At 69.9% G+C, this 13157-nt stretch carries 14 protein-coding genes; 8 read left to right on the forward strand and 6 right to left on the reverse strand.

The window, feature by feature from the left end; all coding sequences use genetic code 11:
* The 4 genes from VF697_RS09925 to VF697_RS09940 form a co-directional block, all read right to left on the reverse strand.
* Nucleotides 1–1068 (reverse strand): folylpolyglutamate synthase/dihydrofolate synthase family protein (locus VF697_RS09925; RefSeq protein ID WP_331093626.1); only part of this gene is annotated, 1068 nt, incomplete at its 3' end.
* Nucleotides 1069–1086: 18 nt separating this feature from the next.
* On the reverse strand, nucleotides 1087–1932 hold the full coding sequence (gene accD / locus VF697_RS09930) for an acetyl-CoA carboxylase, carboxyltransferase subunit beta (RefSeq protein ID WP_331093628.1): 846 nt from the start codon (nucleotides 1930–1932) through the stop codon (nucleotides 1087–1089).
* A 102-nt stretch (nucleotides 1933–2034) separates the two neighbouring features.
* A complete protein-coding gene (locus VF697_RS09935; RefSeq protein WP_331093630.1) occupies nucleotides 2035–2790 on the reverse strand; it encodes a 3',5'-cyclic-nucleotide phosphodiesterase in 756 nt (251 codons plus the stop codon).
* A 1-nt stretch (nucleotide 2791) separates the two neighbouring features.
* Complete coding sequence (locus tag VF697_RS09940) at nucleotides 2792–3442, reverse strand: Crp/Fnr family transcriptional regulator (RefSeq protein ID WP_331093632.1); 651 nt, start codon at nucleotides 3440–3442, stop codon at nucleotides 2792–2794.
* A gap of 187 nt (nucleotides 3443–3629) precedes the next feature.
* Here VF697_RS09940 and purM point away from each other — a divergent pair, with 187 nt between their 5' ends.
* The 6 genes from purM (at nucleotide 3630) to murQ (ending at nucleotide 8956) form a co-directional block, all read left to right on the forward strand.
* Entirely contained in the window at nucleotides 3630–4667 is a 1038-nt protein-coding gene (gene purM / locus VF697_RS09945) for a phosphoribosylformylglycinamidine cyclo-ligase (RefSeq protein ID WP_331093634.1), read from the forward strand.
* Entirely contained in the window at nucleotides 4664–5326 is a 663-nt protein-coding gene (gene purN, locus VF697_RS09950) for a phosphoribosylglycinamide formyltransferase (protein ID WP_331093636.1), read from the forward strand. Before purM ends, purN begins: the two co-directional genes overlap by 4 nt.
* Before the next feature lie 93 nt (nucleotides 5327–5419).
* The gene (locus tag VF697_RS09955) at nucleotides 5420–6169 is read left to right on the forward strand and encodes an arginyltransferase (protein ID WP_331093638.1); all 750 of its coding nucleotides are present in this window, start codon (nucleotides 5420–5422) and stop codon (nucleotides 6167–6169) included.
* A gap of 42 nt (nucleotides 6170–6211) precedes the next feature.
* Nucleotides 6212–7732 (forward strand): NAD(P)-binding protein, encoded by a 1521-nt coding sequence (locus VF697_RS09960; protein ID WP_331093640.1) that lies wholly within the window; start codon nucleotides 6212–6214, stop codon nucleotides 7730–7732.
* Nucleotides 7733–7832: 100 nt separating this feature from the next.
* Nucleotides 7833–8024: a 50S ribosomal protein L28 gene (gene rpmB / locus VF697_RS09965; protein WP_043403428.1), complete on the forward strand. Its 192-nt coding sequence runs from the start codon at nucleotides 7833–7835 to the stop codon at nucleotides 8022–8024.
* Nucleotides 8025–8044: 20 nt separating this feature from the next.
* Complete coding sequence (gene murQ, locus VF697_RS09970) at nucleotides 8045–8956, forward strand: N-acetylmuramic acid 6-phosphate etherase (RefSeq protein WP_331093647.1); 912 nt, start codon at nucleotides 8045–8047, stop codon at nucleotides 8954–8956.
* Here murQ and VF697_RS09975 read toward each other — a convergent pair.
* Complete coding sequence (locus VF697_RS09975) at nucleotides 8937–9419, reverse strand: hypothetical protein (RefSeq protein WP_331093649.1); 483 nt, start codon at nucleotides 9417–9419, stop codon at nucleotides 8937–8939. The genes murQ and VF697_RS09975 overlap by 20 nt on opposite strands.
* Nucleotides 9416–11350, reverse strand: a complete 1935-nt coding sequence (locus VF697_RS09980; protein WP_331093651.1) for an ATP-binding protein — start codon at nucleotides 11348–11350, stop codon at nucleotides 9416–9418. The genes VF697_RS09975 and VF697_RS09980 overlap by 4 nt, the downstream gene beginning before the upstream one ends.
* A 275-nt stretch (nucleotides 11351–11625) precedes the next feature.
* On the opposite strand from VF697_RS09980, the gene gstA reads away from it, so the two are divergent.
* Together gstA and VF697_RS09990 are read left to right on the forward strand one after the other, a co-directional pair.
* Nucleotides 11626–12234: a glutathione transferase GstA gene (gstA, locus tag VF697_RS09985; RefSeq protein ID WP_331093653.1), complete on the forward strand. Its 609-nt coding sequence runs from the start codon at nucleotides 11626–11628 to the stop codon at nucleotides 12232–12234.
* A gap of 85 nt (nucleotides 12235–12319) precedes the next feature.
* A partial coding sequence (locus VF697_RS09990) for an amidohydrolase (protein WP_331093655.1) occupies nucleotides 12320–13157 on the forward strand: 838 nt, incomplete at its 3' end.

Consider the following 13157-nt stretch of genomic DNA (forward strand, 5'->3'; position numbering starts at 1 on the left):
CGGCGCCAGGAAGCCGGCGGCGGCCTTGGAGCCCTTCATGCCCACCACGAGGTGGATCGGCCGTTCCGGCGCCGCTGTCCGCCACGCGCGCAGGTGCGCGGCGAGGGCCAGCCCGGCGGCGGGGTTGTGCCCGCCGTCGAGCCACAGCTCCCAGCCTTCCGGCAGCGAGGCGGCGAGCCGGCCGCGCAGGCGCTGCATCCGCGCCGGCCACTCCGCCCGCGCCAGCCCGGCGGCGATCGCGTCCGCGTCCAGCCACTCCGGGTTCCACGCCCGCAGCGCGGCCACGGCGATGCCCGCGTTGTCCGCTTGGTGCGGCCCGGCGAGCGACGGCGGCGGGAGGTCTAGCGCGCCTCTCGCGTCGGCGTAGCGCAAGCCGTTGCCGTGAGGTGCCGGCTCGATCCGCCAGTCCCGGCCGCGCGCCAGCAAGGGCGCGCCCACGGACGCGGCGGCTTGGCGCACCGCTTCGGGCGCGTCGGCGCCGACGGCGCAGGGCACGCCGGGCTTGAGGATGCCGGCCTTCTCCCCGGCGATCTCCCCCAGGGTGTGGCCGAGGTACTCCATGTGGTCGAAGGACACCGGGGTGATGGCGGTGACGAGCGGCTGGCACGCGCTGGTCGCATCCAGGCGCCCGCCCAGGCCCACCTCCAACACCGTCACGTCCACGGCCTCCTGGGCGAAGTGCCAGAAGGCCACCACGGTGCCGAACTCGAAGTACGTGAGCGAGGTGGCCGCGTCCGGGTGGCGCTCGAGCACCTCCAGGATGCGCCGGCCGAACACCTCGTCGGAGATCTCCACCCCGCCCACGCGGATGCGCTCGTTGACGCGCACCAGGTGGGGCGAGGTGTAGAGCCCCACCCGGTGCCCCGCGGCGTGGAGGGCCGAGGAGGCGAAGGCGCAGGTGCTGCCCTTGCCGTTGGTGCCCGCGACGTGGAGCGTGGGGACGCGGCGCTCGGGGTGGCCGAGCGCCTCCAGCGTCGCCTGGACCCGCTCCAGTCCGAGCTTGATGCTGGAGGGACTGAGCCGGGAGAAGAACTCCAGGGCCTCCGTCGGCGTCCGAGGCAGCGACATGGCGCGGGCGCGGGGGGACTACCCGAGCAGGTTGATCACCTGCGCCAGCGTCGCGCGCATCTCCTTGCGCGGCACGATGGTGTCGATCATCCCGTGCTCGAGGAGGAACTCGGAGCGCTGGAAGCCCTCGGGGAGCCGCTGGCGGATGGTCTGCTCGATGACGCGTGGGCCGGCGAAGCCGATGAGGGCCTTGGGCTCGGCGAGGGTGACGTCGCCCAGCCAGGCGAAGGAGGCCGCCACGCCACCGGTGGTGGGGTGCAGCATCACCGAGATGTAGGGCTTGCCCACCTCGCGGAAGCGGGCGATGGCCGCGCTCGTCTTGGCCATCTGCATGAGGGAGAAGATGCCCTCCTGCATGCGCGCGCCGCCGGAGGCCGAGAAGACGATGGCCGGGCACCTCAGCTCATGGGCGCGCTCGAAGACGCGCGTGACCTTCTCGCCCACCACCGAGCCCATGGAGCCACCCATGAACTCGAAGACGAAGCAGCCGATGGAGACCTGCTTGCCCTCGATGCGGCCCACGCCGGAGATGAAGGCGTCGTTCTCCTCGAGCGACTTGCGCGTGGTGCGCAGCCGATCCTTGTACTTCTTGCTGTCCGTGAACCCGAGCGGGTCCTGCGGCTCCAGCTCCTTGTCGAACTCCTCGAAGCTGTTGGGATCCAACAGGCCGTCGAGGCGCGCGCGGGCGGGCCAGGGCAGGTGGTGATCGCAGTGCGGGCAGACGTTGAGGTTCTTCTCCAGCTCCTGCCGGTAGATGATCTCGTCGCAGTTCTCGCACTTGGCCCAGAGCCCCTGCATGCGGCTGGGGGCTTCGACGGGCTCGGGAGTGGTCGCGATACGGGGCTTCTTGGAGAACCAGGCCATGAGAGGGGCGTTAATCCCACTCGCCCGGGCCCGTCAACTCCCATGCAATGCCGCGCTCCGTCAGAAGACCTCCCGGGTCGTCCGTCCGGGAGGCGACCGGACCTAGAACTCGAAGGTGTCGCCCAGCTCCAGGACCTCCACCGGCAGCTCGGCCAGCTCCCGCTTCAGGGGCTGAATGAAGGCCGGCTTGAGGTGGTAGACGAGCACGCTGGAGCCGTTGCGCTGGAACTTGTCCAGCTCGCTCTGGAGCGTCTGGGGGGTGAGGTGACCGGACACGTCGGCCAGTTGCTGCAACGCGTTGGGGAAGCTCGTCTCCACCAGGAGCGCCTTGAGGGTGGGCGTCTGGTTGAGCACCTTCCACAGCTTCTCGGTGGGGCCGGTGTCGCCGCTCATGGCCAGCGAGATGCGGCCGTGGGTGATGACGAAGCCGCAGGACTCCACCGGGTGGTGTACCGGAATGGACTGCACCGTGTAGGGCCCCACCTGGAAGGTGCTGCCGGCCCGGAAGGCCTTGATGCGCAGCACCGGCTCCTTGCGCGTGGGGATGCGCGTGAAGTCCGGCCAGAGGGCGTTGTTGAACATGTACTCGCGCAGCGCACGGGCGCACTCGCGCGAGGCATGGATGGTGACCGGCTTGTCGCGCCGGCCGATGATCAGATCCGCCATCAGCGGCAGATCCTTCACATGATCGAAGTGGCTGTGGCCGACGAGGATGTCGTCGACCTTGCACAACTGCTCGAGCGACAGCGAGCTGGTGAGCGCGCCCGCGTCGAGCGCGAGCACGTCATCCACGAGGAAGCACGTGGTGCGGCACGAGGGCAGCTCACCGCCATGGCAGCCGAGGACCTGGAGCTTCACTCTAGAGATCTCCAAACTTCCACTTCATCTCCAGGTATTGGAGGAAGTCGTGGAGGCGGGCCGTGTCATAGACGGTGAGTCTGTCACCGCCGCGCTCCACCAGGCCGGCCCGCTCCAACCGGTCGAGCATGTTGCGGATGGCCGGCTCGCCCACGCCGATCTGCCGGGGCATCTCGCGCACCGCCAGCTCGATCTCCACCCCCTCCTCCATGGCCCGGCCACGCGTCTGGCAGATCTGGAGGATGTGGTGGACCACGCGGCTGGCCGGGTCGGCGTGCAGCAGGTTCTCGATCTGCGCGTCGGCCTCGGACAGCCGCTCGGCCAGCTTCTTGATCATCCGCACGGCGATCTCCGCGTTGCCGCGGATCATCCCCTCGAACGTCTTGGGATCGATGACCAGCAGCTTCGCGTCCTCGCTCACGGTGGCCGTGGCGTTGCGTGGCTTGTTGGAGATGATGGCCATCTCGCCGAAGAACTCCCCCGGCCCGAGCGTGGCGAGCACCTTCTCCACGTCCCGCACGCTCTTGGAAATGGCAATCTTTCCCGATTGAAGGACGAACATCTCCTTGCCCGGCTCTCCCTCGCGGAAGAGGACCGTGCCCTTCGGGAACTCCTTGCCGAAACGTTGAAAGAGGGTTTCCTCGGCGCCCATCGCAGGGCGAGTTAAGCCCTCCCTATCGACAGGGTCAAATTCCGACCGAAATCAGGTGTCCTCCGGGCCCGAGGTGTCGTCCAGACGCCTACCTCGCGAGGCAGAAGGCGCGGGCCGACGCGAATGTGACACCCGGGGTGAGGCCGACCGAGACAAGCCGAGGGGGAAGCCAGTAGAAGCCCGGGCCGTGGGAACGACCTACAAGCAGTCCGGAGTGGACATCGAGGCGGGGGATGCGTTCGTCGAGCGCATCAAGCCCTATGCGGCGCGAACGGTGAGGCCGGAGGTGGTGGCGGGGGTGGGCGGCTTCGGCGGCCTGTTCGCCCTGCCGCCCGGCAAGTACCGCGAGCCGGTGCTGGTGGCGGGCACGGACGGGGTGGGCACCAAGCTGAAGGTGGCCTTCCAGGCGGGCCGGCACGGGACGGTGGGCATCGACCTGGTGGCCATGTCGGTGAACGACATCCTCACCTGTGGGGCCGAGCCGCTCTTCTTCCTGGACTACTTCGCCACCGGGCGGCTGGAGGTGGACGCCGCGGCCGAGGTGGTGAAGGGCATCGCCCAGGGCTGTGAGCAGGCGGGGTGCACACTGCTGGGCGGGGAGACGGCGGAGATGCCGGGCTTCTACGCTCGGGGCGAGTACGACCTGGCCGGCTTCTGCGTGGGCGTGGTGGAGCGCTCGGAGATCATCGACGGCAAGAGCGTGGCGCCCGGCGACGCGCTCATCGGGATGACCTCCTCGGGCCTGCACTCCAACGGCTACTCGCTGGCACGCAAGGTGCTGCTGGAGGACGCGAAGCTGACGCTGGACGCGCGGCCCGAGGGCCTGGAGCGGCCGCTGGCGGACGCGCTGCTGGAGCCCACGCGCATCTACGTGAAGGACGCGCTGGCGCTGGCGAAGACGGTGAAGGTGAAGGGCTTCGCGCACATCACCGGCAGCGGGATTCCGGGCAACCTGCCGCGGTGCCTGCCGGACGGGACGCGGGCGGTGCTGGACGAGAAGACGTGGAAGCGTCCGGCCATCTTCGACCTCATCCAGAAGCGGGGCGGCGTCGAGCGCAAGGAGATGTACGACACCTTCAACATGGGCCTGGGGCTCATCGCGGTGGTGGCGAAGGCGGACGTGCCGGCGGCGCTGGCGCTGCTGAAGGCGCGAGGGGTGGAGGCCTCGGAGGTGGGCCGCGTGGAGGCGGGCCAGGGAGAGGCCACGGCGGTCATCGAGCCATGAGCGGCAGGACGAAGCTGGGCGTGCTGGTGTCGGGCAGCGGCAGCAACCTGCAGGCGCTGCTGGACGCGTGCGCGCAGCCCGGCTTCCCGGCCGAGGTGGCGGTGGTGGTGTCCAACGTGCCCACGGCCTTCGCGCTCGAGCGGGCGAGGAAGGCTGGAGTGCCGGCGGTGGTGCTGGAGCACAAGGCCTTCGGCTCGCGGGCGGACTTCGAGAAGGCGCTGGTGGACACCCTGGTGTCGGCGGGCGTGGAGTGGGTGTGCCTGGCGGGCTTCATGCGGCTGCTGGGGGCGGACTTCCTGGGGCGCTTCGCGGGGAAGGTGCTGAACATCCACCCGGCACTGCTGCCCGCCTTCCCGGGGCTGCACGCGCAGCGGCAGGCGCTGGAGCGGGGGGTGAAGGTGGCCGGGTGCACGGTGCACTTCGTGGATCCAGGCATGGACACGGGCCCCATCATCGCGCAGGCGGTGGTGCCGGTGCTGCCGGGAGACGACGAGGCGGCGCTGTCGGCCCGCATCCTGAAGGAGGAGCACCGGCTGTACCCCCTGGTGGTGAAGCTGGTGGCCACGGGGGCGGTGCAGTTGGAGGGCGGGCGCGTGGTGACGACGGCGGGGCCGGCCGTGGGCGAGCAGAGCCTGCGCAACCCCGGAGAGCCCGGGTGACGCGGAGCGATTGCTCCCCAACCCTTCAGGCAGCCTCCCTCCTCCGTTCGGCTTGACGGAAAAGCCGCCACCCCCCAGGTACCAGGAGACGCCATGGCCATCATCCTGGGACATACCGTCGAGCCGCCCGGCCCCTGCAGCTACCTGCCCGACCAGCTCTCGTCGCTGGAGCAGCTGGTGATGCAGGACGTGACGCCCGAGGAGTACGAGCGGATGCTCGTGCGCGGGTGGCGCCGCTTCGGCCCGCTGTACTTCCGGCCGGCGTGCCAGGCCTGCAACCAGTGTGTCTCGCTGCGCATCCCCACGGCCAGCTTCCAGCCCAACCGCAGCCAGCGCCGGGCACGCGCCGCATGCGCCCACTTCCGCGTGGAGGTGGGCCCGCCCCGGGTGGACGAGCAGCGGCTGGCGCTCTACCGCGCCTGGCACGCCGAGCGCGAGCAGTCGCGCGAGTGGGACGCCTCGCCGCTCGGCCTGCGCGACTACTTCCTCCAGTTCGCCTTCCCCCACCCCGCCGCGCGCGAGGTGGCCTACTACGACGACACCGCCGAGGGCGGCTCCCGGCTGGTGGGACTGGGCATCTGCGACGAGACGCCCAACGCCTGGAGCGCGGTGTACTTCTTCTATGACCCCGCCTACGCGCGCTGCTCGCCGGGCTCAGCCAACGTGGTGTTCCAGGTGGAGCTCGCCCGGGCGCGCGGCCTCCCGCACGTCTACCTCGGCTACCGCGTCCAGGAGTGCGCCTCGCTGCGCTACAAGGGGACGTTCCGCCCCCACGAGGTGCTCGAGGGCCGCCCCGACGCGGAGGAGGCTCCGCGCTGGCAGCCGGTGGAGCCCGCGGAGTAATTCGACCCCTCGTTTCGAACCCGTTGTAGTGTGCGCGCCGCAATGCCGACGCCCGTCGCGAAATCCAAGCCCCTCCCCTCCACCACGGCCCCCTCCCGGCACGTCTATGACGTGATCGTGCTGGGCAGCCAGCTCGGTGGAGCGCTCGCCGCGGCACTGCTCGCCAAGCGGGGCTACAGCGTGCTGCTGGTGGAGCACGATGGAACGGGACAGGGCTACGAGCACGATGGCTTCGTGCTGCCCTACGCCCCCTTCGTCGCCCCGGCCCTCAAGACGATGCCCGCGGTGGAGGAGGCCTTCTCCGAGCTGGGCATCACCACCACGCTCCAGCGCCACCAGCAGCCCCACGTCCCCGAGCTGCAGCTCGTGCTGCCGCGCCACCGGGTGGACCTGCACACCGACGCGGCCCGCCGCCGCGCCGAGCTCACCCGCGAGTTCGGTGACCAGGGCGAGCGACTCCTCGCGGACCTCACCGCCACGGCCACGCAGCACGAGCCCTCCGACGCCTTCCTCAAGGAGGGCCCACCCCTGCCGCCGGACGGCTTCATGGAGGGCTGGAACCTCAAGAAGCGCATGCGGCAGCACCCGGGGTTGGAGACGGAGCCACGGCTGACGGGAGAGGACGAGCCCTCCAAGCTCCTGCGGGGCCTGCTGCCCTTCGTCGTCCACCTGGATCAGCCGGAGTCGCCCCTGGCGCGCACGCGCCCCCTGTCCCAGGCCCTGCAGACGCCCTGGCGCTACCCGGGCGGCCGCGACGGCCTGCGCCAGGTGCTCTTCGAGCGACTCACCGAGCTGGGGGGCGATCTCCTCAGCCCCGAGAACACCGACACCTACGTGGTGGAGGAGCTGCACTTCGACGGAGGCCGCTTCTCCGCGGTGAAGCTGCTGCGCTCGGACACGCTCTACCGGGGCTCATGCCTGGTGTCCGCCACGGACGCCGGGGCGCTGCGGCGGCTCATCACCGACCGCAAGAAGCACCGGGGCCTGAGCGATCAGCTCGACCTGTCCACCATCAAGTCCTTCCTCTTCACGGTGAACTGGGTGCTGCCCGAGGCGGTGCTCCCGCGAGGCATGGGCGAGCTGCTGCTGATGGACACCCAGGACGTCGAGCTGGGCCCCCTGCTCATCCAGCGCCACCCCGCCCGGACGCCCGACGGCAAGGACGACCCCTCGCTCCGGGTGGTGTGCGCCGGAGGCTTCGTGCCCGCCAGCGTGCGCGACCTGGGCGAGGGCTACCTCCAGTCCCTGGCCCTGCGCATCGACGCCCACCTGGACGCGCTGATGCCCTTCACGAAGGACAAGCGCCTGCTGCGCTCGGCCCCCTACCTGGACGCCGGGGCGGTGCGCGGCAGCCGGCTCATGCCTCACCCTCATTACACGTTCGACTCGGAAGCAGTGCTGGGCGTCACCGGGTTGAAGCAACACACCCCCGCGAAGAACGTGCTGCTGGCCGGGCGGGAGGTCCTCCCCGGCCTGGGCCTCGAGGGGGAGTTCCTCGTCGGCACCCGGGCCGCGCGCCTGGTGCAGGAGATGATGAAGAAGAAGGACGTCCTCAAGCGCTGAGGGCCGGATCAGACTGGATTTTCGAGTAGTTTATGGATAGGTTCCGCCGCTCTCTTCGGGCGGGCCGTCATTTCGCCCCTGATTTCAAGGAGTTGCAGTCATGGCTTGGAAATGCGACATCTGCGGGAAGCGCCCGCTGGTGGGCAACAACGTCAGCCACGCGAACAACAAGACCAAGAAGCGGACCCTCCCGAATCTTCAGAAGATCCGGGCCTCCGTCGAGGGTCGCACCGAGCGCGTGCTCGCGTGCACTCGCTGCATCAAGGCTGGCAAGGTCACCAAGGCGGCCTGAGAAGGCCGGTGGGCTCGCGGGTGGGAAGTTCGCGCTCGAAACGGCTCGCGCTCCCGCCCACCGAGCGGCTTCATCGTCGTTCGGACGACCTGGACCTCGTCTCCACCGAGGAGGTCGTCCACCGCCTCCATCAAGAAGATGTGGCCGCTGTCCGTGCGGTCCGTTCTGCTCTCGCCGAAGTGGCGCGAGCCGCTCGGTCCGTGGCGGACGCATTGCGGGCTGGCGGTCGTCTGCTCTACGTGGGAGCGGGCACGAGCGGGCGCCTCGGGGTGCTCGACGCGAGTGAGTGCCCCCCCACCTTCGGCGCTTCCCCCCATCAGGTCCAGGCGGTGATCGCCGGCGGTCGCCGGGCGATGACGCGCGCGGTGGAAGGCGCCGAGGATGACGCCGAGGCCGGCGCCGCGTCCGTGAGCAAGCTGCGCGTGGGGCCTCGGGACGTGGTGTGTGGCATCTCCGCCAGCGCGCGGACGCCCTTCGTGCTGGGCGCGCTGGACGAGGCACGTCGTCGAGGAGCGCGCACGGTGCTGGTGTGCTGCAACCCGCCGGGCCCTCGGATGAAGGCCGATCACGTGCTGCTGGCCGAGACGGGACCGGAGCTGGTGGCGGGCAGCACGCGGCTGAAGGCCGGGACGGCGACGAAGCTGATCCTCAACGCCCTGACGACGACGGCCTTCGTGGCGCTGGGCAAGGTGTACCGGGGGCGGATGGTGGACGTGCGGCCCACCAACGCGAAGCTCCAGGCGCGAGCGGTGCGCATGGTGGCGGAGCTGGCGGAGCTCGCCCCGGCCGAGGCGAAGAAACTGCTGGCGAAGGCGGACGGCGAGGTGAAGGTGGCGCTGGCGATGCACTTCACGGGACTGCCCGTGAAGGAGGCCAAGCGCCGCCTGAAGGACTCCACACTGAGGGATCTGATCAATCTCCGCCGCTCTTGAACAGCAGCACCCCAGAGGCCACCAGGGAGGCGGCGAGCGCCACCAGGGCGAACAACCGCCAGAAGTAGACGTCGGGCAGGGCCTCCGTCTCCAGGGCGGGGCTCGTGGGGGCGAGGCGCTCCCGGTGCGTCGCGTGGAGCTCCACCACCGTCTCGAGGAGTCGCTCCAGCTCCTTCATCGTGGAGCCGACGGCCAACCAGTCGAACAGCTCCGCACCTCGCAGGCGGATGCCACCCGAAACGGAGGGGAGCTGGACACCGCGAGGGGGCGGCACGCCCAGGGCGGTACACGCCGAATGCAAGAGCAGCTGGGCCTCCAGGATTTCATCCGCGGCCCCCGAGACCGCATGGCTGTTCGTCTCCCAGGAGCCACTCCAGGCGGACACGCCGCGAAGCTGCTGATGGGCGAAGAGCAGATGCTGATACGCACGGCGCAGGGCCGTGAGCGCTTCGGCGGGTGTCACGATGCCGACTCCACGGCGGTGGGGAGGGAGATGCGGAAGGTGGAGCCCCGCCCCACCTCGCTCTCCACCGAGAGCTCCCCTCCGAGGCTCGTCACGATGCCGTGGCAGATGGACAGGCCGAGCCCCGTCCCCATCCCCACCGGCTTGGTGGTGAAGAAGGGGTCGAAGATCCGATCCCGAATCTCGGGGGCAATCCCCTCCCCCGTGTCCACCACCTCGATGACGACACGGTCGGCGATGGCGCGCACCCGCACGCGCACCTCGTTCCGATCGGGCTGACCGGCGGGAAGGGCATGGGCGGCGTTGATGAGCAGGTTGAGCAGGACCTGCCCCAGCCGCCCTTCGCTCGCCCACACCAGCGGCACCGGCTCGAAGTCCTTCACCACCCGGGCGCGTTGGCGCAGCTCGTTGCGCACCAGCCCCAGGCTCGAATCCACCACGCCGCACACGTCCACGATGGAGAGCTCCTCGCCCTCATCCCGCGAGAGGGTCCGCAGGTCTCGAACGATCTGCCGCACCCGATCGGCCCCCTCGCGGGTCTCGCGAAGGATCTGCGCCAGCTCACGCAGTCGCTCCGCCGAAATCTCGCCCTCGAGCCGCCGGAAGTCCTCCTCGAGGAAGCCGAGGTTGGAGAGGACGAAGGCGAGGGGGTTGTTGATCTCATGCGCCACGCCGGCCGCCAGGGTGCCCACGCTCGCCAGCCGGTCGGAGAGCAGCAGGCGCGCCTGCATCTGCTTGCGCGCGGTGATGTCCCGCGCCGTCACCACCGTGGCCAGCTCGTCGTCGAAGATGAGCAGCATCGCGCCGAGCTCCGCCGTCACCACCTGGCCGCCCGCGCGCGGGAAGCGGATCTCCCGCGAGGGGGGCTCCCCCCCGGTGCTCGCCGCCTCGAGCACCCTGGCGGCGAGGCCGCGGTCCTCCGGGTGGATGAGCTCGAGCAGCGACATGCCGGTGAGCCCCTCCGCCGATTGCTGATCCAGGAAGGCGAGCCCCGCCGGGTTGACGTAGAGCAGGCGGCCCTCCCGGTGCACGAAGATGGCCTCCGGCAGCCCCTCGATGAGCGCGCGGAAGCTCTCCTCGGAGCGGTGCTTGGCCTCGAACTCGGCGGCGTTGCGCATGGCCGCGCCGAGCAACTGGCCCATCAACTCGAGGGTCCGCACGTCCAGATCGTCGAAGGCGTTGGGCTCGCTGTAGACGACGTTGAGCGCGCCCACGGTGCTCCCGCCCAAGCGGAACGGGACGATGATCATCGAGCGGATGTCCGTCGCGCGCGTGGCCGCCACGTTCACCCGCGGATCATCCTCGGTGTCCCGGGTGTGGAGCACCTCGCCGCGAAGGATGCTCATCCCCGTGATGCTCTGGGCGAGCTTCAGCCGGAAGCCGCGATGGATCAACGAGCTCCCGGTGGTCACGCGGTAGACCAGCTCGTCCCCCTCGGCCAGCGCCACCGAGGCTCCCGACGCGCCGCACAGCCGCAGGGCGCGCTCCGCGATGAGCAACATCACCTTCTCGAGATCGAGTCCGGCGACCGCGATGTCGCTCTGCGTCTGGATGATGGCCGCCAGCCGCTCGAGCTCACCGCGCGAGGGGGACTCCTCCAGGGCGGCCTGCATCCCCATCCGCCTCCGCCGGCCGAGCCACTCGAGCCGCGTCTGGAGCTGCGCCGGCTCGAAGGGCACGACCAGGAAGTCATCCACCGCCGCGGCCAGCAGCGTCTCCAGGGGCACCTTCTCCGCCGAAGCCGGGACGAGCGCCAGGAGGAAGGGCCGGGGCCGCACCTCCGCGGTGTTCAACCGGGCGATGTCCTCCGCCACTGAACGGCTGGTGCCCTCCACCACCACGCCCTCCACCCCACGGAGCAGCCTCCCCGCCTGTTCGACGCCCGGGGCGTGGCGCACCTCGTGTCCCCACTCCATGAGGAGCTGGCTCACGGCGCTTCCAGCCTGGGGACTGACGAGGAGCAGCTTCATGGAGAGCGGACACGCAAGGGTGCTGACCCCCTTGGAGGGGTAGACCCACGAGGGTGTCGATTCGGCCACACTTGCGCGCCGACAGACAAGCCCACCCGAGGCCGCTCGCTCGAATACGAAAGGCCAGACGTGCGCACCGTCTGGCTCCCGGCCAGAGCGGATTCCATGGCACGGGCGCGCGGAACGGTGCAAATTGCCCGGCCGCCAACACCCCGTCGCACAAGGAGTGCCCACGAATGAAGCTCTACTACACCCCCGGAGCCTGCTCGCTGTCGCCGCACATCGTTCTGCGCGAGGCGGGCCTGTCCTTCGACATCGAGAAGGTCGACCTGAGCACCAAGAAGACCGAGTCCGGCAAGGACTTCACGGCCATCAACCCCAAGGGCTACGTGCCGGCCCTGCAGATCGACGACAGCAACCTCCTCACCGAGGGCCCCGCCATCGTCCAGTACATCGCCGACAAGGCGCCCCAGTCCAAGCTCGCGCCGGCCAACGGCACCCTGGAGCGCTACCGCCTCCAGGAGACGCTCAACTTCATCGGCACCGAGATCCACAAGAACTTCAGCCCCCTCTTCAACCCCGCGTATCCCGAGGACGCGAAGAAGATGCTCCGCGACAACATCGGCAAGCGCTTCGATGCCATGAGCGCTCGGCTCGAGAAGAGCCCCTTCCTCATGGGCGAGCAGTTCACCGTCGCCGATGCCTACCTGTTCACCGTCGTGAACTGGTGCCAGTTCGTCAACATCGATCTGTCCAAGTGGCCGGTGCTGCAGGCGTTCCAGGGCCGCGTGGCCTCGCGTCCCAACGTACAGGCGGCCCTCAAGGCCGAAGGTCTCATGAAGTAAGGCAGTGAGCCCGCGGTGCTCGGGTCGTCGGCCCTGGCCTTCACGACCCGAGCGCCGTGTGTCCGCGCTGACTGGAGCTCGCACGGTGAAAACCATTCCCCTCCTCGCCCTCATCCTCGCCGCGTCCGCCTGGATGCCGGGAGTCGCGCATGCCGCGAAGGCTCCCTCCCCTGTCCTCGAGGGGCTCGACGGGCTCTATCCCGAGTTGGATGCCCTCTACCGGGACCTGCACCAGAACCCGGAGCTCTCCCTCCAGGAGGAGAAGACGGCGGCGAAGCTGGCCGAGCGCCTGCGCAAGCTCGGCTTCGAGGTGACCCAGAAGGTCGGCGGGCACGGCGTGGTGGCCGTCCTGCGCAACGGCAAGGGTCCCACGGTGATGCTGCGCACCGACCTGGACGCCCTGCCGGTGGAGGAGAAGACGGGGCTGCCCTACGCCAGCCGGGTGACGGCGAAGGACGACAGCGGCCAGACCGTGCCCGTGATGCACGCCTGCGGGCATGACATGCACATGACCGCCTGGCTCGGCACCGCCACGCTCCTGTCCCGCTCGAAGGACCGCTGGCGCGGGACGCTGGTGATGGTGGGCCAGCCCGCCGAGGAGAAGGGCAATGGCGCCCGGCGGATGCTCTCGGATGGCCTCTACTCGCGCTTCCCCAAGCCGGACTTCGCCATCGCCCTCCACAACAGCGCCAGCGCGGCCGCGGGCACCATCGAGTACGTGTCCGGCTACGCCCTGGCGAACGTGGACTCCCTCGACATCACCCTCCACGGCAAGGGCGGGCACGGCGCCTACCCGCACACCACGGTGGACCCCATCGTCCTCGCGGCGCGCACCATCCTCTCGCTACAGACCATCGTGAGCCGCGAGAAGTCCCCACTGGAGCCCGCGGTGCTCACGGTGGGCTCCATCCACGGGGGCACCA

It is taken from the genome of Archangium sp., assembly GCF_036388035.1.
Taxonomy (GTDB): domain Bacteria; phylum Myxococcota; class Myxococcia; order Myxococcales; family Myxococcaceae; genus Archangium.